This window comes from Dehalogenimonas alkenigignens, from assembly GCF_001466665.1.
Taxonomy (GTDB): Bacteria; Chloroflexota; Dehalococcoidia; order Dehalococcoidales; family Dehalococcoidaceae; genus Dehalogenimonas; species Dehalogenimonas alkenigignens.
Window position 1 is genome coordinate 1,375,925 of the sequence record NZ_KQ758903.1, and the last position, 26,286, is coordinate 1,402,210.

Below are 26,286 nucleotides of genomic sequence, written 5' to 3' on the forward strand. Positions count from 1 at the left end.
CCGCGCTGCTACGAAATTCCGTGGGCTAGCTTGGCCGCCTTTACCGTATTGGCCATCAGCATAACGATAGTCATCGGTCCGACACCGCCCGGAACCGGGGTAATGGCGCCTGCTACAGCCTTAACATTATCAAAATCGACATCGCCGCACAAGATACGCTTCCCCTCAGCCGTTTTGCCAATTTCGTTGGTGCCGACATCGATAACCGTGGCACCCGGTTTAACCATATCGGCGGTAATGAAACGCGGTTGGCCGATGGCGGCGATGAGAATGTCAGCGCGACGGGTGTGGGCGGCGATATCGCGGGTGGCGGAGTGGCAGATAGTTACAGTGGCATTAGCTCCTTGTGCCTTTTGCATTAGTATATTTGCCACCGGCTTGCCGACAATGTTTGAGCGGCCGACGATAACCACCTCGGAGCCGGATGTTTTAATACCGCTGCGTAAAAGTAATTGTTGGATGCCGGCCGGAGTGCAGGACAGGAAAGTAGGCTGCCCGATAACCATGCGGCCGACGCTGACAGGATGAAAACCATCGACGTCCTTTTCTGGACTTATGGCTACCAGCACCTTGCTCTCATCGATATGTTCCGGTAAGGGCACCTGGACCAGAATACCGCTGATGCGGTGGTCGCAATTCAAAGTATCAACCAACGCCAGCAAATCAGACTCCAAGGTCGATCCCGGCAATGGATGGTTTAGTGAAAATATTCCGAGCGCCTGGCATGCCTTAACCTTCGAATTGACGTAAGATTGAGACGCCGGGTCTTCGCCTACAATGATAGTAGCCAGTCCCGGCACGATCCCATGTCGCTCTTTCAACTCGGCGATCTCTGTTTTCAGTTCTTCGCGTATTCGACCGGCGATAGCGGCGCCGCTGATGATTCTAGCTGTCATGCCTTTTCTCCGGTAAAACGATTTGAACCGATCTTTCTCATGAGCCCATTGACCGCAGCGACAGCAGGGGAATCGTCCGGCATTTCCAGTAGGGAACGACGATGCCAATCGAACTCCACCACCATGCGGTCCTCGGGAATAGCGGCGTCAACCCCGATCCCAAGCCTGTCGATTTCTGCGGCCACCAAAGGATCGACCACGGCAGGGCACTGATTCAATATCACCCATTTCCGTTTTACGTTAAGCTTGAGTTCATCGACCAAGCTGATGATGGTACCGACAGTGCGTATTCCTTTGATAGAATGGTTAGACATTAGAATCAATTCGTCCACACATTCTGTCGTTCCACGGCTTAGATGCTCTAACCCGGCTTCATTGTCCATGACAAGGTGACTGTAGTTGGGCAAGAGTTGGTCAATAAAGTTCTTAAGAACGTTATTTGGGAAGCAATAGCAGCCTGCACCCTCGCCGCGGCCCATTGTGATTAGATCGACACACCTGCTCTCAACGATGGTTTCGTTGAGTCTGATGCTGAGAGAAGCCTCTTTAGATAGCCCGGGTGGTATCAACAGCTTGTTCTCGTTAAAACCGGCAAGTACCTGGCCGACCGTTTTTCCGACTTCTAAACCGAGTCCCAAGCCCAGGTTGGCTGCAGGGTCGGCGTCTACCGCCAGCACCGGAGCACCGCCGTGCCGCACCAGGTAGCGAATAATAAGGCAGGCAACCGAGGTTTTTCCCGTGCCGCCTTTGCCCGCCATGGCAATCGAGACCGTCATCGGGTCGCCTCATCGGCAGACGTTTCCAACCGTTGAGCAACGTTGGGAAAGAGTCGGGCGTCGGTGTGGGGCAGGAACATCGAGGCGGTGTAATTCTCCATGAAATCGGCATTCTCGGAAAGTTCGATATTGGTCACCAGCCGGGCGACACGCTTGCCAGCCTCGATAAGTTCTGTCGAAAAGGATGACAGCCTTGTGCCCAAGAGCGAGCTGTTACCGACAAAGACGAATTTCTCCCGGTCAATATCCGGTAAGAGGCCGACGGTTACCGCGTCTTCGACATCCAAGTGGCTGCCGAAGGTGCCGGCGACGATGACCTTATCCAACTTATCGAAAGAAAGGTCAACACTCTGTAGGAGCGTCTGATATCCGGCATACATTGCCGCTTTTGCCCGAATTAGATTGTCGATATCGATTTCGGTCAGGACAATGTCCCGACTGATACCGGTTTCCTGAGCGGGGGTCAGCAGATACTCCAAGCCATCGCTGCCGGTACGAATCCTGTAGGACGTGCCGATATTGAACTTGCCTTTTTGATTGATGACGCCACTAAGGAGCAGTCCGGCGACGACGCTGATGAGTCCGGCCCCGCAGATCCCACGCGGTTTTTCGCCGCCGATTGTGATAACCTCAGACTGTCCGGTGGAAGGATCGAGCCGGTAACTCTCTATGGCGCCGCCTGTTGCCAGCATCCCGTGACGGATGCCGCCACCTTCGAAAGCCGGACCGGCGGAGCAGGCGGCGGACACCATCCATTCCTTATTGCCGACCACCGTCTCGCCATTGGTTCCGATGTCGATATAAAGCACCGTTTCCGAGCGCTGAAAGATGCCGGTGCCGACGAGTCCCGAGACAATATCGCCGCCGACGTAACTAGCGACCGAGGGGATAACGGAGAGGGGAGTAGCCTTACCGACATCGAGACCGATATCTCCGGCGCGCACTACAGGCAGCGCCGCTGCGGTGGGCACGTAGGGTGACAAACGAAGATGTTTCGGGTCGAGACCGAGCAGAAGCTGGACCATCGTGGTATTACCGGCGACCATTATGTGGGCGATGTCTGATTTTGTAATACCGGCATGCCGGGACATCTCACCGGTGAGTTTGTTGAGTGTCGAAACCACAGCCTGCTGAAGGGTGTCCAGACCGTCGGGCTTGCTGGAGTAAGCAATGCGGCTGACGACGTCATCTCCATAGGAGCGCTGGGAGTTGTATTCTACACCTTGCGTCAGCACTCTGCCTTCGGTCAGGTCAAGGAGTTCGCCGCGAATGCCGGTAGTGCCTATATCGAACGCCAATCCGAACAGGGAGTCTCGGGTGTCGCCTGGCTCGACATTGGTCAGGCGCAGTCCGTCTGGTTCCTTCAAAAAGCTGAGAGTGATCTTCCAGCCGCAGTCGCGGAGTGATGCCGCCAGTTTTTTCAACAGACCAACATCACAATGCGGATTTTCGATGCCGTGTTTCTCCAAAGCGCGCTCGAGTCGGGTCAGGTCGCTGGAGTTGTCCTGAAGGGTAGGCGGCGGCAACTCCAGGTAGAGTTTAAATACCGGAGGGGCAAAACGCCAGCCGGCAGCCGCCATTATTTCCTCGCGGGTCACCAGCGACCGCAGGTGACCTGTTGAAGCCGGAACGCGTGCCTCTAAAACGACTGAAACGACTAGATCGCTCATTACCCGGCAGCGACAGGCGAGCCGGACGCCCGTGGCGATTTCTTCACTGCACAGTTGGGTGGCAGGCGGACTTTCGATCTCGCCTTGTTCAATAACCACCCTGCAGGTGCCGCAGACACCGTCGCCGCCGCAAGAAGCAGCGATACCTACACCAGCTCGCCGGGCGACGTCCAGCAGGTTGTCGCCACGGGCGGCAGCGGTGATGATGCCGTCTGGCTCGAATCGAACTCGATATGGTGCTTCAGTGGGCATCATGATCTAATCATAAAAACAATTAAAATAACCCTTTAACCCGACCAGTATCTACATCGACATCAATACGGCGGAAGGCCGGGTCGGACGATGTCCCCGGCATCAGTTTGATGTCGCCGGCCACGGGCACGATAAACCCGGCGCCGCTATAGACCAAGATGTCGCGGATGGGCAGCGCCCAGCCTGAAGGCCGCCCCTTGAGACTGGGGTCGTGGGACAGGCTGAGGTGAGTCTTGACCATGCAGGTGGCGAATTGCTGCATCGACGGGTCTGTCTCGATGGCTTCTGCCTTGGCTTTGGCTTCGGGAGTATAACTGACGCCATCGGCGCCGTAAACTTCGTGAGCGACCTTTTCGATACGCGCTCTAACGGGTAGGGAGTCTTCGTAGAGCAATTTGAAATCGGAAGGCTCGTCGCAGGCGTCGATGACAGCGTCGGCAAGTTCCAATGCGCCTTCTCCACCTTTAAGCCAGTGCTGGGACACCGCCACTCTAGCCCCCGCGGCCTCGGCAGCGCGCCGCACGATAGCGATTTCCTCGGGGGAGTCGGTATGGAAGTGATTGATGCAGACCACCGGATTTATGCCGGATTTCTTGACGGTCTCAATGTGAGCCAATAAATTAACAATACCTTTTTCAACCAGCGCTGGATTGGGCTCGGTGTAAGCCACGTCCAGCGGTTTTCCCGGTACTACCCTTGGACCGCCGCCGTGCATCTTGAGCGCCCGCACCGTTGCGACGATGACGGCGCAGTTGGGTTTCAAGCCACTCACCCGGCACTTGATATTCCAGAATTTTTCGAAGCCGATGTCGGCGCCAAAGCCACTTTCGGTCACGTGGTAATTAGACAGCTTCAGAGCTACCTGGTCGGCGACGATGGAGGACTGCCCGACGGCGATGTTAGCAAATGGCCCGGCGTGGACCATCACCGGCTGGCCTTCCATAGTCTGCAGCAGATTTGGGTTACTTGCCCTCATCAGCCAAGCGGTCATTGCACCATCGACCTCGAGGTCCCTTGTTGTTACCGGCTTCCCCTGGCGATCATATGCCACAACAATACGTCCGATGCGCTCTCGCAGGTCGCGTAAACTGGTAAAAACGGCCAAGATAGCCATAACTTCAGAAGATACCGAGATGGCGAAACCCGAGCGCATCATGAATCCGTCGGTCTTGCCGCCCAGGCCGATGATGGTGTCCCGCAGAGATTGGGCGCAGAAGTCGATAACCCAGCGCATTGAGACGTTGGTAGGATCAATATTTAACCGATGAAGTCCCCGTTTAGCTAAAAACTCATCGGTGTTGATAGCTTCGTGCTGCAACCGAGCGGTGACGGCCACCATAGCGAGATTATGCGCGTTGGTCACCGCGTCAATGTCGCCGGTTAGTCCCAGAGAAAAAGGCGTCAGCGGGATGCACTGTGACAGGCCGCCGCCAGCGGCTGAACCCTTGATGTTAAATGTAGGACCGCCTGAAGGCTGGCGGATAGCGCCGGAGACTCCGCCCTTCCTCTTAGCCAAGCCTTGAACCAAGCCCATCGTCGTCGTGCTTTTGCCCTCGCCAAGAGGCGTCGGCGTGATGGCGGTGACATCGATGTACTTGCCGTTAGGCCGTTCTTTGAGCCGATCCAGCACCGAAGCGTAGTCTATCTTGCCCAAATGATGGCCGTAGGGCAAAAGTTCCGCATCCAAAATACCCCAATCGGCGGCCAACCGGGATACCGATTTCATCGATCTCTCGGCTTCTTCAGCGATCTGCCAGTCGGCAAGCTTGGTCGGGTCAAGCATAATTACCTCTTCCTGTCGCCTCGTCTTCTGAGAATATAAGAATAAAGGAATAAAACTACCCGTATGACTGGAAGAATCGATATCGAAGGGCAATCCAGTATAATTTGGTCCCCTTGGTGAGTCAAGGAATATGGGTATTATAGCACACTAGTACTTATATTCTGTCAATCGGGTGTTGTCGTTTTATATTGACATAAAATAATATATATCAGCGAACAAAGCGACAATAGTGGACATAATTCGGGAGTATTAGGACTTGACCCCTAAAAAGACTTCTGCTATGCTTTGGCGGGTTTTTTGAGGCAGGGATGAACCGATGGCAAACCGGCCTGCAGTTCATCGGCATCGGCTGGTATATCAGCCTGACTATCCTTGGAGGAATCCTCCTGGGGCGGTGGCTTGATACCAAGTTCGAGACCGAACCTCTGCTCCTGATATTGGGTCTTTTTCTAGGCCTCTTCATAGCGTTTTACGGCGCCTACCGGATGATGCCGAGGCCGTCCGATAAAACCAAATAGAATAAGGAAAACCGATAGTGCTTGACGCAGCGCCAAAAAAGAAGATAATCGGGTTATCCAAACCGGTCTTCATCGCTTTTATCCTCGTGGTGCTGGCACTGTCTATCGTTAGCATGCTAGCCGGCGCAATCGGCCGGGCTATTATCGGCGACGTCGGGCTGCCGGACTGGATCATCGTCGACCAACCGCACCCGGAACTACCCGCCGAAGCAATCGCTCATGTCGGCAGCATCCCGATTACCAACACCATGCTTACCGCCTGGATCAGCATAGCCGTGCTTGGCATCTTCTTCTTCCTGGCCACCCGTAAGATGAAGCTCATTCCCAACCGGCTGCAGGCAATGGCCGAGTCTATAATCAACTACCTCTTTGGCTTCTGCACCGACATCGCCGGCGAAAAACACGGCCGGAAATTCTTCCCACTGATGGCTACTATATTTCTCTTTGTCATCACCAACGCCTGGATGAACCTCATTCCAGGTTACGGCTCGATCCTCATCGACTCCGAACACGGGATGGTCCACCTGCTCCGCGGCGCCAACACCGACATCAACTTCCCGTTGGTGCTTGCGGTAGTTTCCTTCGTCATGGTGGAGTATTGGGGTCTCAAAGCCCTGGGCGTCTTCCACTACCTAGGCAAATTTTTTAACTTCAAGAAGTTTTTCCGCGGCTGGAAGGAACTTTTTACCGGCAGAGCTAAGGCTGGAATCACCAATATCTTCATGGGAGCAATCGACATCTTCATAGGCCTCATCGAGCTGATGTCCGAGTTCATTCGCCTGCTCTCCTTTACCTTCCGTCTTTTCGGCAACATGACCGGCGGCGAAATCCTGCTCATCTCGATGCTCTTCCTGGCACCGTTCATAGTGGCCATTCCGTTTTACATCCTGGAAATCTTTGTAGGCTACATCCAGGCGCTTATCTTCGCCGGCCTGACCCTGGTCTTCGCCTTCATGGCAGTGACACCGCATGCGGCTGAGGATGAATCTCATGCCTCGACGACCCACCATGAGGCGCTGGCCGAAGGTGCCCATCACTAACTGCGTTCAAGTAAACACGATAAACGGAAAACCAAGAAAGGGGAATATCAATGGAACCTGAGGCGGTAAAACTCCTGGCAGCTGGTCTGGCAATGGGTCTGGGCGCAATCGGTCCCGGCGTCGGCCTGGGCATCCTGGGCATGGGCGCGGTCAACGCGGTCAGCCGCAATCCCGAGGCTAAGGGCACCATCTTCACCAACTTCCTTTTCGCCCTGGCTCTGACCGAAGCCGTCGCCATCTACGCCCTGGTCGTAGCCATTATCCTGATCTTCGTCGCCTAGCGCTACCAAGGAGGATTGGACCCATGGGAGAACTAGGCATTAATCTGCCTTCTTTCATCGCGCAGCTAGTTAATTTCGGTATTCTGTTCCTGCTGCTTTCGGTACTGGCATACAAGCCCATCCTCAAGATGATGGATGAGCGAAGCCGCCGTATAAAAGAAAGCCTTGAACAGGCCGAGGTCATGAAGGCGCAGGCGGAGAAGGCCCAAGAAGAGTTCAAACGGCAGATCGCCGAGGCATCCAAGCAGGGGCAGCTGGTCATCGAGCGCGCCGCCAAGACCGGCGACGAGATCCGCGAGAAAGCCAAGGTGGAAGCCCAGGCCGAAGCCGAGGCGCTGCTGCAGCGGGCCAAGGCCGACATCCGGCGCGAGCGCGACGAGGTCATCGACGAGCTGCGCAAGGAGTTCGCCGACCTGACCATCCTGGCGGCGGGCAAGGTTATCGGTAAATCCCTGGACAAAACGGCTCACCGTGAAATGATCAACCAGGTGCTAGAAGAAAGCGCCGGGCTGAGAAAGAACTAGGGGAACGAGTTGGCAAAGAGCGCCTACGCGCTGGCCCTGCGGTACGGCCAGGCAGTCTTTGAGATAGCCGCTGAGCACCAGAACTTCAACACATGGCGTGACAACCTGGAAACGCTGGTGCGCATGGTACAGGACCGCGACGTTCTTGCGTTCCTCGAAAACCCCAGGATCTCCATCTCTAAGAAACGCCAGGTGCTGGAAGCCAAGCTCAAGGGCGTCAACCCCATGGCGGTCAACTTACTCTACCTGCTAGCCGAGCGCAACGGCTTGGGAATGATGCCGTACGTCTTCGCCGACTACAACCGCCGGTTGGACGACCTACGCGGCGTGGCTCACGCCACGGTGACAGCGGCAGTGCCGCTGTCCGACGCCGAAACGGCTGATATCCGCGAGAAGTTGGGAAAGATGTTTGGCAAGCACATCGAACTAAGCGCCAGACTTGACCCATCGCTTCTGGGCGGCATCGTCGCCCGGGTAGGCGATAAAGTCATAGATGGCAGCGTATCGCGCCGCCTGCAAAACCTCAAACGAGAAATTAACCAGGCCAGGTTATAATACCGCGGCCAGGCTCCCGGAAGGAGATATAAGTCATGGCTCAACAGGGACTGGACATCGTCGCAGTCATTAAGGAACAAATCGAAAGCTTCGGTGCCGAGGTAGCGGTCACCGATGTCGGTACCGTCATCGAGGTCGGCGACGGCATCGCCCGCATCCACGGCCTGGCCACCGCCGAATATAACGAACTGCTGGAGTTTCCAAACGGAGTCATGGGCATTGCCATGAACCTCGAAGAGGATTCTGTAGCCGCTATCCTGCTGGGCGAAGACACTCTGATCAAAGAGGGCGACGAAGTCAGGCGCACCAATCGCATCGTCGAAGTGCCGGTCGGTCCCGAGATGATCGGCCGGGTGGTCAACCCGCTGGGTCAGCCTGTTGACGGCAAGGGTCCGATCAAAACCTCCCGCCAACGCGCCGTGGAGCGTGTGGCGCCCAACGTGGTCACCCGTAAAGGCGTCGACACCCCGGTACAGACCGGCATTAAAGCTATCGACTCCATGATTCCGGTCGGCCGCGGCCAGCGCGAACTCATCATCGGCGACCGCTCCACCGGCAAGACCGCCGTGGCTCTCGACACCATCATCAACCAGAAGGGCGGCGACCTCATCTGCATCTACGTAGCCATCGGCCAGAAGACCTCCAAGATCGCCCAGATAGTGGGCACTCTGGAGAAGTACGGCGCCATGGCCCATACAATCGTGGTAGCCGCTTCGGCTTCCGATCCAGCCGCTTTCCAGTACCTGGCTCCATTCTCCGGCTGCGCTATGGGCGAGGAGTTCATGGACAACGGTAAAGAGGCGCTCATCGTTTACGACGACCTAACCAAGCACGCCTGGGCTTACCGCCAGCTTTCACTGCTGCTGCGCCGCCCGCCAGGCCGTGAGGCTTACCCCGGCGACGTATTTTACCTGCACTCCAGGCTATTGGAGCGCGCCGCCAAGCTCAACAAAGAAAATGGCGGCGGTTCATTGACGGCTCTGCCGATTATCGAGACCCAGGCTCAGGACGTTTCGGCCTATATCCCCACCAACGTCATCTCCATTACCGACGGCCAGATCTATCTGGAGCCGGACCTGTTCAACGCTGGCATCCGCCCGGCCTTGAACGTAGGTATTTCCGTCTCCCGCGTCGGCTCGGCAGCCCAGACCAAAGCGATGAAGAAGGTTGCTGGCCGACTCAAGTTGGAAATGTCCCAGTACCAGGCGCTGGCTGCCTTTGCTCAATTCGGTACGTCTGAACTGGACAAAGCCACCCGCGCCCAGATAGACCGCGGTCAACGCATCACCGAGGTTCTGAAGCAGCTCCAATACAAGCCGGTGGCTATGGAAAACCAGGTCATCATCTTTTTTGCCTTGCTGAACGGTTTTCTGGATGATGTCCCGGTAGCTGCCTGCTCCAAATTTGAAACCGACCTCTACCAGTTCCTGGCTGCCAACTACCCGAACATCGGCAAAACCATCGCCGAGACCAAAAACTTCACCCCGGAGACTGAGACCGCCTTGAAAGCCGCCCTGACGGAGTTCAAGAAGAGTTTTGTGGCTTAAGGAAGGATCTGACGATAAATGGCTAATTTAAGAGCCATCCGGCTGCGCATCCGCGGCGTCAAAAACATCGCCAAGATCACCCGGGCCATGGAGATGATAGCCGCCTCGAAGATGCGCAAAGCGCAGGACCGCGGCTTGGCTGGACGGCCTTATTCAGAAAAAATAACCGCGGTCATCGCCGCTCTGTCAGCTCTTACGGCAGGCAAGGGGGGAGACCCATTGTTGGCGCAGAGGCCAGTTAAGAAGATCGCGCTGCTGCAGATCACCCCGGACCGCGGACTGTCCGGCGGCCTGGTGGGCAACATCAACCGCGCCGCTCTAAATTTTGCCGTTGAGCACCGCGAGACGCCGCTGCAGATGGTCGTCGTCGGTAAAAAAGGCCTTGACGCCATGCGCCGTGCGCAGCGGAATATCGTCGCCGAATTCACCGGCCTGGGCGACAAGCCCGGTCTCTATGACACACTGCCCATCTCCCGCATAATCATGGACGATTTCAAGTCCGGCGTGGTCGACGAAGTTTATGTGGCTTACACCCAGTTTGTTTCCACCATGGTACAGAAGCCGGTCATCATCAAGTTGCTGCCGGTTGAGCCGGCTGAGATACCCCCGACGCAGAATGTTGAATACATCTTCGAACCGGACGCCGCCGCGGTGCTGGGTTCGCTCCTGCCGCGCTATGTCGAGATGAAGATCTACCATCTAATACTGGAATCCATTGCCTCGGAGCAGTCGGCGCGGATGGTTGCGATGAGGAGCGCCACCCAGAACGCCAACGAACTGATCGGCGAACTTACCCTGGAATACAACAAAGCCCGGCAGGAGTCCATCACCGCCGAACTCCTCGATATCGTCGGCGGCGTGGCGGCGCTGGCTTAATAACTGGAGGATTTGATGGCCAAAGGCAAAGTAGTACAGGTTATCGGCTCGGTGGTAGACATCGAGTTTCCGTCGGCGGAACTTCCGGCGCTGTTCAACGCCCTTGAGATTGACAACGAGGGCGAACGCATTGTGCTGGAAGTCCAGGCGCACGTTGGCAACAACTGGGTACGGTGTCTCTCATTCATGCCCACTGACGGACTTGCCCGCGGCGCCGAGGTAGTCGATACCGGTGCGCCGGTTTCCGTTCCTGTCGGCCAGGCTACCCTGGGCCGTATCTTCAACGTGTTAGGCGAACCCCTTGATAATGAAGGCGAGGTCAAAGCCACCGAACGCTGGCCGATCCACCGCAACGCCCCGCCCTTCGATGAGCAAGAAACGACAGCCCAGATGCTGGAAACTGGCATCAAAGTTATTGACCTGATTACCCCATTCGCCCGTGGCGGTAAGATCGGCGCTTACGGTGGTGCCGGCGTGGGCAAGACGGTTATCATCCAGGAACTCATCCGTAACATCGCCTCGGAGCATGGCGGCTTCTCAGTCTTCGCCGGCGTCGGCGAGCGTTCTCGCGAGGGTAACGACCTGTGGCATGAAATGAAGGACTCCGGCGTTATTGCCAAGACAGCCCTGGTCTTCGGCCAGATGAACGAGTTGCCGGCTGTCCGTTTGCGCATCGCCTTGACCGGCCTGACCATGGCCGAGTATTTCCGCGACGTGGAACATCGCGACGTACTACTTTTCATCGACAACATCTATCGCTATACTCTGGCCGGCGTTGAAGTTTCCGCTTTACTCGGCCGCATGCCTTCCGCGGTGGGTTACCAGCCGACGTTGGCTACCGAGATGGGCGCCCTCCAGGAGCGCATCACCACTACCAAGAATGGCTCCATCACCTCCTTCCAAGCGATTTACGTCCCTGCCGACGATTATACCGATCCGGGCGTAGTGGCCACCTTCGGCCACCTTGATGCCGTAATCGCTTTGGAGCGCTCGCTGGCGGCTCAGGCTCTGTTCCCGGCTGTGGACCCGCTGGCGTCTAACTCTCGCATCCTTGATCCTATCGTCGTCGGCGACGAGCATTATCGAGTCGCTCGCGAGGTGCAGCGGGTGCTGCAGCGCTACAAGGATCTGCAGGATGTCATCGCCATCCTGGGTATGGAAGAGCTCTCCGAAGAAGATAAGGCCACGGTTGCCCGAGCCCGTAAAATCCAGCGTTTCTTGACCCAGCCGTTCTTCGTTTCCGAGATCTTCACCGGCAGGCCAGGTAAGTATGTGCCGCTGTCCGAAACCATCCGCGGCTTTAAAGAAATCCTGGAAGGCAAGCATGATGCGTTGCCGGAACAAGCATTCTATATGGTGGGCAGCATCGACGAGGCGGTCGAAGCTGCGGCTAAAATGGCGACCTAGCGCCATTATCGAGCGTGCGATAGAATAGATAGCATCGGAGTCGATCTTGGCAACGATAAGACTTGAGGTAGTCACCCCTGAGCGCAGTGTTTTTTCCGACGATGTCGATATTGTAGTAGCGCCGGGCATCGAGGGTGAGCTTGGCATACTGCCGCACCATACGCCGTTGATGACAGCTTTAAAAACCGGCGAACTCCGGGCGCGCAAGGGCAGTGAGGAATTCCTGCTGTGTGTAGCAGGAGGTTTCATGGAGGTCAGACCTGACCGGGTCATCGTTCTGGCTGATACTTGCGAGCGTGCCGAGGAGATCGACCTGGCGCGGGCGGAAGAAGCACGGCGTAAGGCCGAACAGCGTATGGCCGAAAAATACCAACCCGGCTTCGACGCCGCTGAGAGCGAAGCAGCCCTCCACCGGGCTATGGCGAGGTTGGCCATTGCCGAGAAGTCGAAACGACGCAAGGGTTCGCTTCGACCGCCGCCAGCGAACTAAATTCTTAGTTGGAAGAGAATATACGACAGGCTCCGGGCATCCGGAGCCTGTTTTGTTTTTAAGGTGTTTATTCTCACAGCGAATCGTTGGTTGTAGGTTGCCTGCGGCGGGTCCATAATTCACTCAATAATCTGATGAGGTAGAAAGTACCATGACTGCCATTACAGTCTCGGACAAGTCACGGCTGGCGATAAGCCTATGAACTTTTTTGGGGGTATTCGGAGCGCACCGCCGGTGTCTGGGCAAAGCGGGTACGGGTTTTCTGATGCTATTGACGTTGGGAAGTTTCGGTATCTGGGCACTGGTCGATATTATCAGGCGGTATCAGGCCAGATGAAAGACATAAAAGGATGGGTGATAGCCAAATGGTAGCGAACCCGGGTTGAGATTCACCTGTTAAATCCTAGTAATACCCTTTTCACACTTGGGAAATCTCATGACGTACCGTTAGGCGAATATTGCGGAAAAGCAAAAGGGGTGCGTAATAACGCACCCCTTTTTGAATTATTATCGATAGTAAGAGCCGGGGAAATGCTAGAGGATCTCTAGGCGGGCTTTGGTGCCGGCTTTGGCCGCTTTCACCCGAATGAGGGTGCGCATAGCCTGGGCGATGCGGCCTTGCTTGCCGATGATGCGACCCTTGTCTACATCATCCACCTGTAGGGTTAGTTTGAGGCCTTCCTCTTCCTGTTCTTCGGTGACCACCACCGCGTCCGGTTTGTCCGCCAATGATTTGGCGATGTACTCCACTAGCTCTTTCATGGTGGGCTCCTTGTCTGGGTTAGAGTCTATAGAACCCCGACTTTTTTGAGCAGTCGGTTAACGGTGTCAGTGGGCTGGGCGCCTTTACTGATCCAGTTCTTGGCTTTCTCGACCTCAACTTTAACAGTTTCAGGCTCGGTCATTGGATCGTAGAGACCTATAATCTCCAGAAACGCGCCGCCACGGGAAGTCCGGGAATCGGCGACGACCATCCGGTAGCTCGGTTTTTTCGGGGCACCCATTCTGCGCAGTTTAATTTTCAGCATGCTGATTCTGGAATACTCGCTTCTCTTTTTGGGCTATTATCCAATATGCGGATAGCAGTGTCAAATACAAAAAGACTATATCGAAAGTACAATTCACAAACTACACATTTGTTCTCTGTTCTGGTTCGACCCAAAGGATAGACGCAGAAGTTGAAGATGTATCCTCTTTCAGATGACTCGCAAAGGAATTAAAGTGAGTATCAGCCGTTTTTAATAAATCCAGCGGCTTGGCAAGGTAGTGTACGACAGGTATAATTACATAAAGTGAACATTAATAAACTACATCGCTTCGACCTAACACGAGCCAACGCGATAAAACTTCAGGCTGAGTTGGCGCCGGCGATCAAAACAGTCGATCAACCGGAAGGCAATATTTTTCTCATCGCCGGGGTTGATGTTTCCATCGGCAGACAGGGGAGTACCGGGAGGGCCGCAGTGGTAGTCATTAACTACCCTGCGCTCGAAATCATCGCGGAATCCATTCACGAAGGTCCGGCGGCAATGCCTTATATTCCGGGACTGCTTTCGTTCCGTGAACTTCCATTGATTTTGCCTGCCCTGGAGAAACTCGATTTTGAACCCGACCTGTTCATTGTCGACGGCCACGGCGTAGCTCACCCGCGAAGGCTGGGAATCGCAGCCCACCTGGGGCTATTTATCGACAAGCCCACCATCGGCTGTGCCAAGTCAAGGTTGTGCGGCAAACATGATGAGGTCGGCTGGAGCCGGGGCAGCAGCGCCGACTTATACGAGGGCGACGAGGTCATCGGCCGTGTTATCCGCACCCGCGAAGGCAGCAAGCCGGTATATATTTCGGTCGGTCACCGCATCGGCCTTGAATTCGCAGCGTCTTGGGTGCTTAAATTAACCAGCCGCTTCCGACTGCCGGAACCGGTGCGACGAGCGCACTTAACCGCCGGCCGCAGCGCTAACCTTAAAGTGTAACCGGGCGTTATATATTGGAGATACGATGGCAGAATTGACTGACCGATTTTCCGAGCTATCCAAACGGATTTCCCATGACATGGTGCGTCTTTGACATCTCGGCTAAAGAAACAGAAATAGTGGAGTTTGAGAAACTGACCGGCCAGGCTGAGTTCTGGCAGGATTCAACGAAAGCCCAGGGGATCATGCGACGCCTGACCGAACTTAAAAAATCGGTCGAGCAGTGGCGAGGCTTGGAAAAGCGGTTAGCTGACCTGACCGAACTTGAATCGCTGGCGGAGGAAGACCCGGCATTGTCCGGCCAAGTAGCGGAGGAAATGGATGCTCTGGCTGGCGAATTGGACAAACTGGAATTTGAACTAGCCTACGGCGGGGAGTATGACGAGCGCAACGCCATTTTGTCCATCCACGCTGGGGCCGGTGGAGTGGAAAGCCAGGACTGGGCCGAGATGCTGCTCAGCATGTACCTGCGCTGGGCCGAGAGGCGCGATTACATTACTGAGGTATTGGAGACCTCGGCTGGTGATGAGGCCGGTATAAAAAGCGTCACCGTCATCTTCCGGGGCCGCTACGCTTATGGCAATCTCAAGAGCGAGCACGGCGTCCATCGGCTGATTCGGCTGTCGCCATTCGATTCCGACCATGCCCGGCATACCTCATTTGCCTTAGTTGAGGTCATGCCCGAAGCCGAAGCCGACGCTGATATCGAAATCGATCCGGAGGACATCAAACTGGAAGCATACCGTTCCAGTGGCGCCGGCGGGCAGAACGTGCAGAAAGTATCTTCAGCGGTGCGTCTAACCCACATTCCAACCGGGACGGTAGTCACTGCCCAGACGGAACGTTCACAACACCAAAACCGGGAGATAGCTATGGGGCTGCTCAAAGCGCGGCTGCTTAAGCTCAAGATCGCCGAACAGGAAGCCGAGAGGGCCAGGCTCAAAGGCGAGCGTATCTCAGCGGAGTGGGGCAGTCAGATACGGAGCTACGTACTACACCCGTATAAAATGGTCAAGGACCACCGCACCGGTTACGAGACCGGCAATACCGCAGCGGTGCTGGAGGAAGGTGACATCGACGGTTTTATCGGCGCTTACTTGAAAGAGATTCTCACCGATGGTTAAACGGTCCTGGTCGGCGTTGCTAGTCTCAGTACTGTTATGGATATGTTTGTGTCCACCTGTGTTCATCGAGGCCGATTCAATTCAGATCACCAAATCAGCAAACTTCGGCCAGTTTCCTACCAACATCAGTTTTAATCTTTCTGCGTCAAGCGATTATGAGATTACAGGCGCTCGGCTGCATTATCGAGTTCACCGCCAGAGCTATGCTATTGTAGTGAGCGAGGCTTTGGTACGCTTCACTCCAAGTAAAAATGTTGACCTCGGATACACCATCGATCTCAGACGAGCTGGCGGTTTACCGCCTGGCACCCTCATAGATTACTGGTGGACAATCACCGATGCAAACGGGTCTGTCACGCAGAGCCAGGTAACAACCATAAGATTCGATGATAATCGTTACTCATGGAAAGCCCTGTCTCAGGGTCTGGTCACCCTGAATTGGTATTCAGGTTCGGATTCATTTGCGAAAACGCTCATGGATACCGCGCAGCAAGCTCTTATCAAGCTCCACGAAGATACGGGCGCTGCTTTGGTCCAGCCGGTTTCGATCTATATCTATGAAAACGCTCAAGCCTTACAAGGTTCTATGGTGTTCCCCCAGGAATGGACGGGCGGCGTAGCTTTTACTGATTTTAATACGATTTGTATCGGGATTGAACCGGCAAACGTTTCCTGGGGGAAGCGGGCTATCGTCCACGAACTGGCGCACCTGGTGACCAGCCAGATGACCGATAATCCTTACGGAGGAATACCAACCTGGTTAAACGAAGGGCTGTCGATGTATGCCGAAGGGCCGCTGGATGCGGTTTATGTTGCCTTCATGAATGCGGCATTGGATCAACAAACCCTGTTTTCCGTTGCTTCCCTGGCGAGTCCGTTTTCAGCCTTCGCGAATCTCTCGTATTTATCGTATGCCCAGAGCTATCACATAGTCAAATACCTTATCGAACAATATGGTCAGGACAAAATGCTTCAACTACTTAACACTTTCGCCTCTGGCGCAACGACAGATGATGCACTACTTGCAGTCTACGGATTTGACACTGAAGGTCTTAATAAGGATTGGCAAACCTTCATCGTAAACACTGTTCCCGAGAGAGTTAACTCAGATATAATCTGGACACCGTGGCTGGTGGTTCTCATGGTGATGGTCGCCGGCGCCACATCGATTATAGGAGTTTGGTTATTCTATCCCGCATCGTTTACCGACAGGAAAAAATCATGACCGGTTTTCGTATCGGGGCTTCTTTTATAATTCTTTTAGCCGCGTTCAGCCTGTTGATTACATCTTCGTGCACACCTGCGGCAATAGTTCCTTCTCCCACGAGTTCAGGCGGGCGTCTGACATTGACTACCGCCGAACCATTCACCCTTGACCCGGCCATGGTAGGGGACGCGGGCGCCCTCACTTTTGTCACCCAGATATTTAGCGGTCTTGTTAAAATTACCGACACTGGCGTGATGCCAGACATCGCTGAAAGTTGGACTATCAGCGCCGACGGGACAACGTACACTTTCAAGCTGCGAAAAGATGTCAAGTTTCATGATGGCCGGCCAGTCACCTCGGCGGATATCAAATATTCATTTGAAAGGGCACTTACTCCTTCCACAGGTTCCACTACCGCTAGAACATACCTCGGGGATATCGTGGGCGCAGTTCAAATGCTGTCAGGCGCCTCAATAAGTCTGGAAGGTCTACATATTATCGATGATTACACGCTGTCAATTGGGATAGACAAGCCGAGGTCCTATTTCTTGGCAAAACTGACTTATGCCACAGCATACGTCGTCGACAGAAACAGCGTCGGTGGCGCTCAGTGGTGGCGCAGCCCTATAGGTACCGGCCCGTTTAAATTAGCGGAGTGGAGTTCCAATTCATTCATCCGCTTGGACCGTAACTCGGACTATTATGGCGGTGCACCGAAACTTGAGAGTGTCGTTTTCCGTTTTCTTGCCGGCCGCCCAATGGACCTTTACGAGACGGGGCAGGTAGATGTCGCCGTCGTCGATCGAGCATATATCGACCGAGCTCTCGACGTAAATGGACCTTTCGCCAGTGAAGCGCAGGTCGTCTCTGAACTCAGCTTCTATTTTTTAGGGTTTAGTTGCAACTCACCTCCATTTAATGACCCGCTCATCAGGCAGGCGTTTTGCCTGGCGCTAGATCGCGAGACAATCGTCAGGCTTGTATTCAACGATATTCCCCAAGCAGCCCAAGGCATAGTACCGCCGGGGATACCTGGGCACAATTCTACCATGAGCGGATTGGGATTCGACCTTCGTCTTGCAGACGCCCTAATATCACAATCTAGTTATGGGAGTATCGAAAATATACCTCAGATTGTTCTAACGACGCTGGGATATGGAGGAACGATCACACCAGAGCTTGAAGCGATAATCTTTCAGTGGAAAACGAACTTAGGAATTGACGTCAGTATTCGGCAGCTGGAACCTGAAAGGTTCTTGTACAACTTAAAGCAGGAGAAGGATCAAATTTACTACCAGGGTTGGATTGCAGACTATCCTCATCAACAGAATTTTCTTGAGGTACTTTTTCAAACCGGAGCCGATAACAATTGGGGAGAGTACTCAAACGAAGAGGTTGACAGCCTTCTTGATCAAGCTGCGGGTTTATCCGATACTGCTATGAGTCAGGCATTATACCGTCAAGCTGAAGACCTGATTGTGCAGGACGCGGCTGTGTGGCCGATTTTATTCGGTCGAAACTATATTTTAATAAAGCCTTATGTTATCGGGTACGAGCTCAATCCGTTGGGCGTGCCAGTACTCCAGAATGTAACTATTGAACGGTCAGACATCCCCTCACCGATAAGTCTAAGCGTTCATTGAAAAATCTTATCGTTTGAAGAATGTCGACCGTTTTCGCCTTTAAGCCTGTCTAGCAACTTTGTACAAATGATATACCTGTACAAATGATAAAAATGATGGCGGAGGGTGTGGGATTCGAACCCACGGCTCTCTTGCGAGAGCAACGGTTTTCAAGACCGTCACCATAGGCCGCTCGGACAACCCTCCGTTAAAGCGGGGAGCATTTTAACATGAAACCAGGGAAAACGCATTCGAGTCTGAGAAGGATAACTATCGTTCTGGTTTAGAATTTTGATTTAACCCAAATTGAACAATCAGGGGCAGAATATATGCTGTCTCATGTCGGTAATGCCGCCGATAGCTTCAATGATAATGTCACTGGTCTTTTCAAAATCGGCTAAAGGTTGTACAGAAAACTTGCTCAGGTGGATCAACGGAAAGCTCAGCATTATACTTGTAAGTTCTTCATGAGAGGTGGCATCTATGATGAATATACCTCCGCCATCCGGGAAACTATAGGCCCCGCAAAGCTTTTTCTCGTCACGAAGGCGCTGAACCCACTCTTTGCTCGATTCAAGATAGTTTAGTTGGGACCGATGCTCCGCGGCGGCCAGAGTCTGATGACCGGATACCAAGAACTTCATAACCGCCTCCGATTCGGATATTCTCAACAAATGGTTTGTGTTTGAATTGTAGATTGAGGTTAGTGCCATGTCAAGAAAGCATGAATGGTATGTATCGTTGCGTCCTTCCGAGGGTGGGGCTATAATGGCCGGAATTGCCATCAAATAAACTGTGATTATAACGAATCGATTTCAGAGGTAATGCAAATGGTACACGGTACGCCAAGTGAAGCACTTGACATAATGCGTCATTCCGCCGCTCATATCCTGGCTTATGCGGTATCGCAGCTATTCCCGGGAACCAAGTTGGGGATAGGACCAGCAATTGAAAATGGTTTTTATTACGATTTTGAGCTTTCTCGAGCACTGTCTCAGGATGACCTGCCTCTGATAGAAGCTAAAATGAACGACATCGTCAAACAAAACCTTCCCTTCATGCGAGAAGCAGTAGGGCGAATGGAGGCTGAAATAACCTTTGCCGATCAGCCGTATAAATTGGAATTGTTGTCGGAGTTGCCTGCCGATGAAGATGCAATACTTTACCGAAACGGTGACTTTGTTGATCTGTGCAAAGGTCCGCACGTCTCCCATACCGCCAGGGTGAAGGCTTTCAAGTTATTGTCCATCGCCGGTGCCTACTGGAGAGGAAATGAAAAACGACCGATGCTACAGCGCATTTACGGAGCGGCTTTCCAAACCAAGTCCGAACTGGATGAATATTTAAAGCGACTGGCTGAACTTGAAGCGCGTGATCACCGCAGGATTAATAAACAGTTGAACCTTTTCGCGACCCCAGATGAAATCGGAGGCGGTCTTGTCATTTACGGGCCAAAAGCAGGCCGTATCAGAACCACAATCGAAGAATTCTGGCGCCGCGAACATTATGACAACGGCTATGAAATCCTTTACAGCCCACACATCGGGCGGAGCACGCTGTGGGAGATCTCAGGTCACCTGGCCAATTATAAAGATATTATGTACTCCCCAATGGATATCGACGGGCAAGATTATTATGTGAAACCGATGAATTGCCCGTTCCACATCCTGTACTATAAATCTCAGGCTCGGTCCTACCGCGACCTGCCGCTACGTTGGGCCGAACTGGGGACAGTCTACCGGTACGAGCGCAGCGGTGTCTTGACCGGTCTTCTACGGGTTCGGGGCTTCACTCAAGATGATGCTCATATTATATGTACTCCGGAACAGATTGAAAGCGAGATATCCGAAGTTATAAATTTCTCTTTTAAAATGTGGAACACTTTTGGATTCAAAGAACATCAGCTGTACCTGGCAACCCGGCCGGAAAAAGCCATCGGCACAGAAGAGCAGTGGCAAAAAGCATCGGATGCGTTGAAACGGGTGTTGGACGCTCAGGGATTAGACTACAAAATTGATGAGGGCGGCGGCGCGTTTTACGGCCCTAAAATAGATCTTAAGGTAAAAGATGCTTTAGGGCGCGAATGGCAGATGACGACCATTCAGTTTGACTTTAATCTGCCAGAGCGCTTTGAGATGGTTTATACAGGCGCAGATGGGCAGGAGCATCGACCATATATGGTACATCGGGCTTTATTAGGTTCATGGGAACGATTCTTCGGGCTACTCATTGAACACTATGCGGGAGCTTTCCCTGTCTGGTTGCACCCGGTGCAGGCTGCCGTGCTGCCGATCTCAGACAGGCACATTGAATATGCACGTAAATTGGCGGAAAACCTTAAATTACAGGGCATCCGGGTATATCTTGATCAAAGGTCGGAGACCATCAACCAAAAAATAAGGCAGGCACAACTTGAGAAAATCCCATGTATGCTGGTCATCGGCGATAAGGAGATTGACAACCGTACCGTCGCCGTTCGTCTGCGTACAGGGGAGCAAAAATTTGGGGTCGGCCTCGAAGAGTTTAAGGAATCAATCAACACAGCGATTCGTGACCGACTGCCAAATGTCGTCGTCTAACTTGCCCGGGAGCTTTGGTAAGTGATACAATTTAACGTAAAATAAACGTCTCGGGGGTTTGGTTTAATGCCGATTTATGAATACATCTGTCCGCAGTGCCGGAAGACATTTGAACTGCGGCGTCCATTCAGTGAATGTGACGCGATAACCCCATGTCCAACCTGTAACGTTGAATGTGATCGGATTCTGTCATCAAATTTCTCTCAGGTAATGGCTACTCCGGCGGACAGTTACCTGCTGACCCAGGATAAAGCCAAGGAGAAGATGTGGTTATCACAAAGGCGGGTTGAAGATGACAAAATAAAGGATCCAGATCCTCTAGCCCGCTGGCGAAAAGAGCGCGAGCAGGCTTGCGGTAAGGGTCCTGAAGCTTGGGTGGAATGGGCTAAAGAAGAGCTGGTTAAACAGGAGAAAGAAAAAGACGAGAAGCGGATGAAGGAAACCGCTGAGAAGGATTATGCCGCTTGGGCGCTCAAATCTTCCAAAGTGGATCCGCTGGAAAAGACGCGGTATGAAGCCCTGAAAGAACTTCAAAAAATTGATGCTGCTGAACAAGCCTACAAAGAAAAAATGAAGTGGAATCCTGCCACCGAAACCTGGGAAGAGGATAAGCCGGCTTTTGATTACCCGCCGGTCATCAAACCGACCGGACAGAAAAAAGAAAGCAAATTTGACCGAAAAAAGACGGTTACAGAGGAAGAATCGGAAAACGAGATACCTGAAGACGAGCAATATCTCTAAAGCTACCGGGCTCGTAGCTCAGTGGTTAGAGCGGGCGGCTCATAACCGCTTGGTCGCAGGTTCGAAACCTGCCGAGCCCACCAAATCAAACCTTTCACAGAACGAGGAAGAGGATTTTCTTCCCCGTTCTTATTTTTTGGAGGAACTGGATCATCGTTAAAAAACTGTTTGAGACGGTTGAAAAACCCGAAAAAACGATACTTGTAGCCGTAGATACGGGGTCGCAAGCGATACAGTCGGGATGGACGGTCCAGGACTCACTCAACGAACTTGAGCAGTTATTAACAACAGCTGGTGGAGTATCAGTTGGCCGCCTCATTCAAAAACTGAGCCAGCCGAATAAATCGACTTATTTGGGTAAGGGGAAATTAGAAGAGTTATTATCTTTACAAAATACACTTCAATATTCAATGGCGATCTTCGATGATGAACTCACGCCTGCTCAACAGAGAACACTTGAGGATTTCCTTAAAGTTAAGGTGATAGATCGTGCTGCTCTTATTCTGGATATTTTTGCTCGGCACGCCAAAACGATGGAAGGCAAACTTCAGGTGGAATTGGCGCAATACCAGTATCTGTTACCGCGCCTGGCGGGACAGTGGAGTCACCTTGAAAGACTTGGCGGCGGCATTGGTACCAGAGGACCTGGCGAGTCCCAACTCGAATCTGACAAACGGCTGTTACAACAAAGAATATCTAAGCTTAAAGATAATATCGATCGCGTGAGTCGGCAACGTAATCTGTATCGAAATACGAGACGCGCCCGCGGCATTCCAGTTATCGCCATCGTAGGATATACAAACAGCGGGAAAAGCAGTTTGTTAAACGCGCTTACCAAGTCAAATGTTCAAGCAGAAAATAAACTATTCGCGACTTTAGACCCCACTACCAGGCGGATAGGTCTGCCTGACAACCGTCAATTCTTACTAACCGATACAGTTGGTTTCATTAAAAAACTACCTCCAACAATCATAAAGGCGTTCCGGGCAACCCTTGAGGAAATCGTTGATTCAACCCTTCTAATACATGTCATCGATATCAATTCACCTAACGCCGTCGAGCAGTGTCAAACGGTGGAACAAATTCTAAATGACTTAGGCTTAGGAGAGAAACCCCGGATCACAGTATTTAACAAGATAGACCTTTTACCTGAGTTGAAGGGGAGAGTGAATGAACCTAACAGACTTTCCATGCTTGACGACTTTCTGCAATTTCAACCTTCAAATACTGTCCTGACATCGGCAACTCGCAGATGGGGTCTAAAGAATCTACTAGAAACAATAGGCAGGTATCTGCCAGAACCATATCGATCAGAAGAAGGAAGCGTATCTTAATCGAGAAGACTTAGGGATCGAATAAGGTTCGCACTATATATGTTATGTAGTGTTAAACGATCCGCTATCATGGTAATTTGACATAATATTACTTGTTTCGTCAAACATTTTATCTGTTTTTTGAACGTCCGAGTGTACCTTTCCACGCTGATAGACGTGATAAACCCTTCACAAGGCTGGCATCAGGGATAGTCAGAGACAACCTAACATAGCCTTCGCCTGCCTTGCCGTAACCGGTCCCTGGAGTTACCACAACCCCAACCTGTTCTAACAGTTCTGAAGCGAATCCAGCGGAATCGTACCCTGGAGGTACTTTAGCCCACACATAGAGACTTGCCTTGGGAAGCAAAACCTCCAGTCCCATATCGCGAAGAGTTTCAACCATTAGATCGCGACGTCTCTGATAAATATTGTTATGTAGTGTTAATTCATCCTGGGGACCAGTCAATGCCTCGACTGCCGCAAGTTGTATTGCCTGGGGGATCCCCGAATCCAAATTAGATTTAAACCGTTTGAGCGCGTCGATAACCTGAGAATTACCAACAACCATGCCAACGCGCCATCCAGTCATATTGTAACTCTTGGATAATGAATGGAACTCAACGCCGACTTCTTTCGCACCAACCGCCTGCAAGAAACTCGGCGGGCGGTAACCATCATAGGCAACTTCGGTATAAGGTCCGTCATGGCACACGATTATGTCATGTTGTTTGGCGAAAGCGACAACGCGGTCAAAAAAGGCCGTATCTGCCACCGCTCCAGTTGGATTGTTAGGATAACAGATCCATAATATCTTGGCTCTATCCAAGATGGTTTGAGGGACAGCACCCAGGTCAGGCAGATATCCATTCTCCGGGCGAAGAGGCAAATAGTACGGTTCTGCATCAGCAAGTGTAGTACTGATACTATAAACAGGATAAGCTGGATCAGGGACCAAAGCAACATCTCCGGGATTCAACAAACACCAGGCAAGGTGCCCGATGCCTTCCTTTGAGCCGATTAGAGGCAACACCTCCGCGTTAGGGTCTAGACCAACATCAAATCTCTGCTGATACCATTGAGCGATAGCCTGCCGTAATTCCGGCAACCCTTCGGATTCAGGATAACGGTGATTGGCCGGATCTTTGGCCGCCTGGCATAGGCGCTCGATAATATGCGATGGTGTTGCCAGGTCAGGATCGCCTATCCCAAAACTGATTACTTCTTCACCACGGGCTCGCTTCTCGGCGATTTTTCTACTGATGGTGACAAACAGATATGGCGGAAGATTTTCGATCCGTTTGGCGATTTGCATCCTCAAGCCTTTCAAACCCTCTATTTTAACCAGCTGCCGTTGAATACGGTTTCGGCCCGACCCGATAAGTAAACCTCCCCTTGCCCGCACCAGTCCGCAGTTAACTGGCCACCTGGAAGTTTTATGTCAACTCTATTTCCGGTGCGTCCCAAAATCCAACCGGCTACGGCGACGGCACAGGCTCCAGTACCGCATGCGAGGGTCTCCCCTACTCCGCGCTCCCACACTCTCATCTCGACGGTTCCGTGATTAATAACTCTGACGACTTCAAGATTTGTTCTTTTAGGAAACATTGAGTTGCGCTCAATCATCGGGCCGATGATATTTAAAGGGAAATCGGCGACTGCATCGTCTATGAAACACACCGCATGTGGATTTCCCATGGATACGAAATTGAGATTTAGTTGTTTCCCGTTTGCCTCAACGGGATAATTGGATATCATGCCGCAAATGCGGTCTCCAAGATCGGAATCGATTTCTACGGGAATTTCATCCGGTTCGAGAATGGGTACGCCCATACCAATTTTGATATTGGGAGAGCCGTTTATCAGGGTCACCTGTGCTATCCGAATACCCCCATAAGTCTCGATGGAGAGCATTTCACCAGGCGCCATTCCGGTGGTTATAAGATGATGCACCAGGCAGCGAAGGCCGTTGCCACACGCTTCGGCTTCGGATCCATCTGCATTGAAGATCCTCATACGGAAATCAGCTTTTAAAGATGGCAACAGAACCAGTAATCCATCTGAACCCACGCCATAATGACGGTCACATATTGCCAGGGCAAGGCTTTTCCAATCGAAAGCGTCCTCTCGAGACTCAACGAGGACGAAGTCATTGCCGACACTCTGTACTTTAGTAAAATCCATTTCCGACACCTTCTCCCCTTATGAACGCCAGAACCAGGTTATTAACATCGGGCTTGTATTCGCTGGCTGTGATATCAAACCAGTGGATTCTATCGTCACTCAGCCGAAACCAATTGTATTGCTGTCGTACCAATCTGTGGGTTTCTGCTTTAATACGCTCACTTAAACCTTCATAATCCAGCTCGCCTCGAAGGTACTTAATAACTTCCTTATAACCAACGCTTTTGAATCCGGGTGTTTCTGAAGAAAATCCCCTGGTCAGGAGACTTTCAACCTCCTCGACAAAGCCTTTACACAGCATTTTATCAACTCGCTGGTCAATCCGTCGATAAAGCTCAGTCCTGCTGCATGTAAGCCCGATAACTAGAATTCTGTATGGCGGAGGTATCTTTTTTGATTTGTTGGGATCCTGCTGATGTGTACTTAACTGTATCTCGAGAGCCCGGATAACTCTGCGGATGTTACGCGGGTCTATTGATAAAGCCCTTTTCTCATCAAGCTGCCGATAAAGGGCTTCGGGGCCTTCTTTTCTGGCGCGGTTCTCAAGAACTCGACGTAAGGTCTGATCCGGCGGCACTTTGGATATCTGCCAGCCCTCGAGCAAAGACCATACGTATAGACCGCTACCGCCCACCAAAATGGGTATACATTTTCGAGATTGGACCTCTCCAATGATCGCGTTCGCCGCCTGTTGAAATTCCGCGATGTTATAGTCTTCACTCGGCTCGATGATATCTATCAGATAATGCGGGACGTTATCTCTTTCCTCAACAGACAATTTTGCTGTGCCAATATCCAGGTGCCGGGAAAACTGACGGCTATCGGCATTAATAATCGCTCCGCCAAATATTTTTGCTAGTTCAACAGCCAGAGCGCTTTTACCAGTACCTGTCGGGCCCACAACAGCTATCAATCGGTTCACGATGTA

At 52.5% G+C, this 26,286-nt stretch carries 27 protein-coding genes and 2 tRNA genes; 18 read left to right on the forward strand and 11 right to left on the reverse strand.

The window, feature by feature from the left end:
* Positions 1-8: 8 nt before the first annotated feature.
* The 4 genes from folD to DEALK_RS07190 are packed head-to-tail and all read right to left on the reverse strand — an operon-like array spanning position 9 to position 5,377.
* Positions 9-896: a bifunctional methylenetetrahydrofolate dehydrogenase/methenyltetrahydrofolate cyclohydrolase FolD gene (gene folD, locus DEALK_RS07175; protein ID WP_058439569.1), complete on the reverse strand. Its 888-nt coding sequence runs from the start codon at positions 894-896 to the stop codon at positions 9-11.
* A complete protein-coding gene (locus DEALK_RS07180) occupies positions 893-1,672 on the reverse strand; it encodes an ATP-binding protein (RefSeq protein ID WP_058439570.1) in 780 nt (259 codons plus the stop codon). The genes folD and DEALK_RS07180 overlap by 4 nt, the downstream gene beginning before the upstream one ends.
* Positions 1,669-3,597, reverse strand: a complete 1,929-nt coding sequence (locus DEALK_RS07185) for an ASKHA domain-containing protein (RefSeq protein ID WP_058439571.1) — start codon at positions 3,595-3,597, stop codon at positions 1,669-1,671. Before DEALK_RS07185 ends, DEALK_RS07180 begins: the two co-directional genes overlap by 4 nt.
* Before the next feature lie 19 nt (positions 3,598-3,616).
* Positions 3,617-5,377, reverse strand: a complete 1,761-nt coding sequence (locus DEALK_RS07190; RefSeq protein WP_083496403.1) for a formate--tetrahydrofolate ligase — start codon at positions 5,375-5,377, stop codon at positions 3,617-3,619.
* A 308-nt stretch (positions 5,378-5,685) separates the two neighbouring features.
* On the opposite strand from DEALK_RS07190, the gene DEALK_RS07195 reads away from it, so the two are divergent.
* From DEALK_RS07195 to DEALK_RS09830, 10 genes are all read left to right on the forward strand, one after another.
* Positions 5,686-5,895 (forward strand): AtpZ/AtpI family protein, encoded by a 210-nt coding sequence (locus DEALK_RS07195; RefSeq protein WP_058439572.1) that lies wholly within the window; start codon positions 5,686-5,688, stop codon positions 5,893-5,895.
* Positions 5,896-5,912: 17 nt separating this feature from the next.
* Complete coding sequence (locus tag DEALK_RS07200; RefSeq protein ID WP_058439573.1) at positions 5,913-6,935, forward strand: F0F1 ATP synthase subunit A; 1,023 nt, start codon at positions 5,913-5,915, stop codon at positions 6,933-6,935.
* A 50-nt stretch (positions 6,936-6,985) separates the two neighbouring features.
* Positions 6,986-7,216 (forward strand): ATP synthase F0 subunit C, encoded by a 231-nt coding sequence (atpE, locus tag DEALK_RS07205; RefSeq protein WP_058439574.1) that lies wholly within the window; start codon positions 6,986-6,988, stop codon positions 7,214-7,216.
* A 23-nt stretch (positions 7,217-7,239) separates the two neighbouring features.
* The gene (atpF, locus tag DEALK_RS07210) at positions 7,240-7,740 is read left to right on the forward strand and encodes a F0F1 ATP synthase subunit B (protein WP_058439575.1); all 501 of its coding nucleotides are present in this window, start codon (positions 7,240-7,242) and stop codon (positions 7,738-7,740) included.
* Positions 7,741-7,749: 9 nt separating this feature from the next.
* A complete protein-coding gene (locus DEALK_RS07215; RefSeq protein WP_058439576.1) occupies positions 7,750-8,295 on the forward strand; it encodes a F0F1 ATP synthase subunit delta in 546 nt (181 codons plus the stop codon).
* A 35-nt stretch (positions 8,296-8,330) separates the two neighbouring features.
* Complete coding sequence (gene atpA / locus DEALK_RS07220) at positions 8,331-9,842, forward strand: F0F1 ATP synthase subunit alpha (RefSeq protein ID WP_058439577.1); 1,512 nt, start codon at positions 8,331-8,333, stop codon at positions 9,840-9,842.
* An 18-nt stretch (positions 9,843-9,860) separates the two neighbouring features.
* The gene (gene atpG / locus DEALK_RS07225) at positions 9,861-10,718 is read left to right on the forward strand and encodes an ATP synthase F1 subunit gamma (protein ID WP_058439578.1); all 858 of its coding nucleotides are present in this window, start codon (positions 9,861-9,863) and stop codon (positions 10,716-10,718) included.
* Between the two features lie 15 nt (positions 10,719-10,733).
* On the forward strand, positions 10,734-12,125 hold the full coding sequence (gene atpD / locus DEALK_RS07230; protein WP_058439579.1) for a F0F1 ATP synthase subunit beta: 1,392 nt from the start codon (positions 10,734-10,736) through the stop codon (positions 12,123-12,125).
* 46 nt (positions 12,126-12,171) lie between these two features.
* Positions 12,172-12,615: a F0F1 ATP synthase subunit epsilon gene (locus DEALK_RS07235; RefSeq protein ID WP_058439580.1), complete on the forward strand. Its 444-nt coding sequence runs from the start codon at positions 12,172-12,174 to the stop codon at positions 12,613-12,615.
* Positions 12,616-12,823: 208 nt separating this feature from the next.
* On the forward strand, positions 12,824-12,952 hold the full coding sequence (locus DEALK_RS09830) for a TM2 domain-containing protein (protein ID WP_116632688.1): 129 nt from the start codon (positions 12,824-12,826) through the stop codon (positions 12,950-12,952).
* Positions 12,953-13,149: 197 nt separating this feature from the next.
* On the opposite strand, the gene DEALK_RS07240 is transcribed toward DEALK_RS09830, so the two are convergent.
* Both DEALK_RS07240 and rpsP read right to left on the reverse strand, forming a co-directional pair.
* Positions 13,150-13,377, reverse strand: coding sequence for a KH domain-containing protein (locus DEALK_RS07240; protein WP_058439581.1), 228 nt, complete (start codon positions 13,375-13,377; stop codon positions 13,150-13,152).
* Between the two features lie 26 nt (positions 13,378-13,403).
* Positions 13,404-13,643 (reverse strand): 30S ribosomal protein S16, encoded by a 240-nt coding sequence (gene rpsP / locus DEALK_RS07245; protein ID WP_058439582.1) that lies wholly within the window; start codon positions 13,641-13,643, stop codon positions 13,404-13,406.
* 264 nt (positions 13,644-13,907) lie between these two features.
* Here rpsP and nfi point away from each other — a divergent pair, with 264 nt between their 5' ends.
* From nfi to DEALK_RS07265, 4 genes are all read left to right on the forward strand, one after another.
* Positions 13,908-14,588: a deoxyribonuclease V gene (nfi, locus tag DEALK_RS07250; RefSeq protein WP_058439583.1), complete on the forward strand. Its 681-nt coding sequence runs from the start codon at positions 13,908-13,910 to the stop codon at positions 14,586-14,588.
* Between the two features lie 25 nt (positions 14,589-14,613).
* Positions 14,614-15,712 (forward strand): peptide chain release factor 2 gene (gene prfB, locus DEALK_RS07255; RefSeq protein ID WP_186007590.1). Its coding sequence is split into 2 segments (ribosomal slippage): positions 14,614-14,679 and positions 14,681-15,712, totalling 1,098 coding nucleotides; the frame shifts between segments, so codons are not numbered across the junction.
* 58 nt (positions 15,713-15,770) lie between these two features.
* Positions 15,771-16,937, forward strand: coding sequence for a peptidase MA family metallohydrolase (locus tag DEALK_RS07260; RefSeq protein ID WP_165802711.1), 1,167 nt, complete (start codon positions 15,771-15,773; stop codon positions 16,935-16,937).
* Entirely contained in the window at positions 16,934-18,562 is a 1,629-nt protein-coding gene (locus DEALK_RS07265; protein WP_058439586.1) for a peptide ABC transporter substrate-binding protein, read from the forward strand. Before DEALK_RS07260 ends, DEALK_RS07265 begins: the two co-directional genes overlap by 4 nt.
* Before the next feature lie 96 nt (positions 18,563-18,658).
* Here the strand turns inward: DEALK_RS07265 and DEALK_RS07270 are convergent.
* A tRNA-Ser gene (locus tag DEALK_RS07270) sits at positions 18,659-18,748 on the reverse strand.
* A 107-nt stretch (positions 18,749-18,855) separates the two neighbouring features.
* Complete coding sequence (locus DEALK_RS07275) at positions 18,856-19,185, reverse strand: YciI family protein (RefSeq protein WP_058439587.1); 330 nt, start codon at positions 19,183-19,185, stop codon at positions 18,856-18,858.
* A gap of 186 nt (positions 19,186-19,371) precedes the next feature.
* Here DEALK_RS07275 and thrS point away from each other — a divergent pair, with 186 nt between their 5' ends.
* From thrS to hflX, 4 genes are all read left to right on the forward strand, one after another.
* Entirely contained in the window at positions 19,372-21,120 is a 1,749-nt protein-coding gene (thrS, locus tag DEALK_RS07280; protein WP_058439588.1) for a threonine--tRNA ligase, read from the forward strand.
* A 66-nt stretch (positions 21,121-21,186) separates the two neighbouring features.
* Positions 21,187-21,861 (forward strand): FmdB family zinc ribbon protein, encoded by a 675-nt coding sequence (locus tag DEALK_RS09640; RefSeq protein ID WP_083496404.1) that lies wholly within the window; start codon positions 21,187-21,189, stop codon positions 21,859-21,861.
* Between the two features lie 7 nt (positions 21,862-21,868).
* A tRNA-Ile gene (locus DEALK_RS07290) sits at positions 21,869-21,944 on the forward strand.
* A gap of 114 nt (positions 21,945-22,058) precedes the next feature.
* Positions 22,059-23,195: a GTPase HflX gene (gene hflX / locus DEALK_RS07295; RefSeq protein ID WP_240608192.1), complete on the forward strand. Its 1,137-nt coding sequence runs from the start codon at positions 22,059-22,061 to the stop codon at positions 23,193-23,195.
* Between the two features lie 109 nt (positions 23,196-23,304).
* On the opposite strand, the gene DEALK_RS07300 is transcribed toward hflX, so the two are convergent.
* The 3 genes from DEALK_RS07300 to miaA are packed head-to-tail and all read right to left on the reverse strand — an operon-like array spanning position 23,305 to position 26,280.
* The gene (locus DEALK_RS07300; protein ID WP_058439589.1) at positions 23,305-24,489 is read right to left on the reverse strand and encodes an LL-diaminopimelate aminotransferase; all 1,185 of its coding nucleotides are present in this window, start codon (positions 24,487-24,489) and stop codon (positions 23,305-23,307) included.
* 20 nt (positions 24,490-24,509) lie between these two features.
* The gene (gene dapF / locus DEALK_RS07305; protein ID WP_058439590.1) at positions 24,510-25,358 is read right to left on the reverse strand and encodes a diaminopimelate epimerase; all 849 of its coding nucleotides are present in this window, start codon (positions 25,356-25,358) and stop codon (positions 24,510-24,512) included.
* Entirely contained in the window at positions 25,345-26,280 is a 936-nt protein-coding gene (miaA, locus tag DEALK_RS07310) for a tRNA (adenosine(37)-N6)-dimethylallyltransferase MiaA (RefSeq protein WP_058439591.1), read from the reverse strand. Before miaA ends, dapF begins: the two co-directional genes overlap by 14 nt.
* Positions 26,281-26,286: the final 6 nt, after the last annotated feature.

Bases quoted from the DNA above. Each gene is read 5' to 3' on its own strand.
- DEALK_RS07240 (WP_058439581.1), bottom strand. From the start codon at position 13,377: ATGAAAGAGCTAGTGGAGTACATCGCCAAATCATTGGCGGACAAACCG.
- atpG (WP_058439578.1), top strand. From the start codon at position 9,861: ATGGCTAATTTAAGAGCCATCCGGCTGCGCATCCGCGGCGTCAAAAAC.
- DEALK_RS07265 (WP_058439586.1), top strand. From the start codon at position 16,934: ATGACCGGTTTTCGTATCGGGGCTTCTTTTATAATTCTTTTAGCCGCG.
- DEALK_RS07185 (WP_058439571.1), bottom strand. From the start codon at position 3,597: ATGATGCCCACTGAAGCACCATATCGAGTTCGATTCGAGCCAGACGGC.
- DEALK_RS07300 (WP_058439589.1), bottom strand. From the start codon at position 24,489: ATGCAAATCGCCAAACGGATCGAAAATCTTCCGCCATATCTGTTTGTC.
- DEALK_RS07195 (WP_058439572.1), top strand. From the start codon at position 5,686: ATGAACCGATGGCAAACCGGCCTGCAGTTCATCGGCATCGGCTGGTAT.
- atpF (WP_058439575.1), top strand. From the start codon at position 7,240: ATGGGAGAACTAGGCATTAATCTGCCTTCTTTCATCGCGCAGCTAGTT.
- atpE (WP_058439574.1), top strand. From the start codon at position 6,986: ATGGAACCTGAGGCGGTAAAACTCCTGGCAGCTGGTCTGGCAATGGGT.
- folD (WP_058439569.1), bottom strand. From the start codon at position 896: ATGACAGCTAGAATCATCAGCGGCGCCGCTATCGCCGGTCGAATACGC.
- atpA (WP_058439577.1), top strand. From the start codon at position 8,331: ATGGCTCAACAGGGACTGGACATCGTCGCAGTCATTAAGGAACAAATC.
- DEALK_RS07180 (WP_058439570.1), bottom strand. From the start codon at position 1,672: ATGACGGTCTCGATTGCCATGGCGGGCAAAGGCGGCACGGGAAAAACC.
- DEALK_RS09640 (WP_083496404.1), top strand. From the start codon at position 21,187: ATGCCGATTTATGAATACATCTGTCCGCAGTGCCGGAAGACATTTGAA.
- thrS (WP_058439588.1), top strand. From the start codon at position 19,372: ATGGTACACGGTACGCCAAGTGAAGCACTTGACATAATGCGTCATTCC.
- DEALK_RS07275 (WP_058439587.1), bottom strand. From the start codon at position 19,185: ATGAAGTTCTTGGTATCCGGTCATCAGACTCTGGCCGCCGCGGAGCAT.
- atpD (WP_058439579.1), top strand. From the start codon at position 10,734: ATGGCCAAAGGCAAAGTAGTACAGGTTATCGGCTCGGTGGTAGACATC.
- DEALK_RS07190 (WP_083496403.1), bottom strand. From the start codon at position 5,377: ATGCTTGACCCGACCAAGCTTGCCGACTGGCAGATCGCTGAAGAAGCC.
- rpsP (WP_058439582.1), bottom strand. From the start codon at position 13,643: ATGCTGAAAATTAAACTGCGCAGAATGGGTGCCCCGAAAAAACCGAGC.
- dapF (WP_058439590.1), bottom strand. From the start codon at position 25,358: ATGGATTTTACTAAAGTACAGAGTGTCGGCAATGACTTCGTCCTCGTT.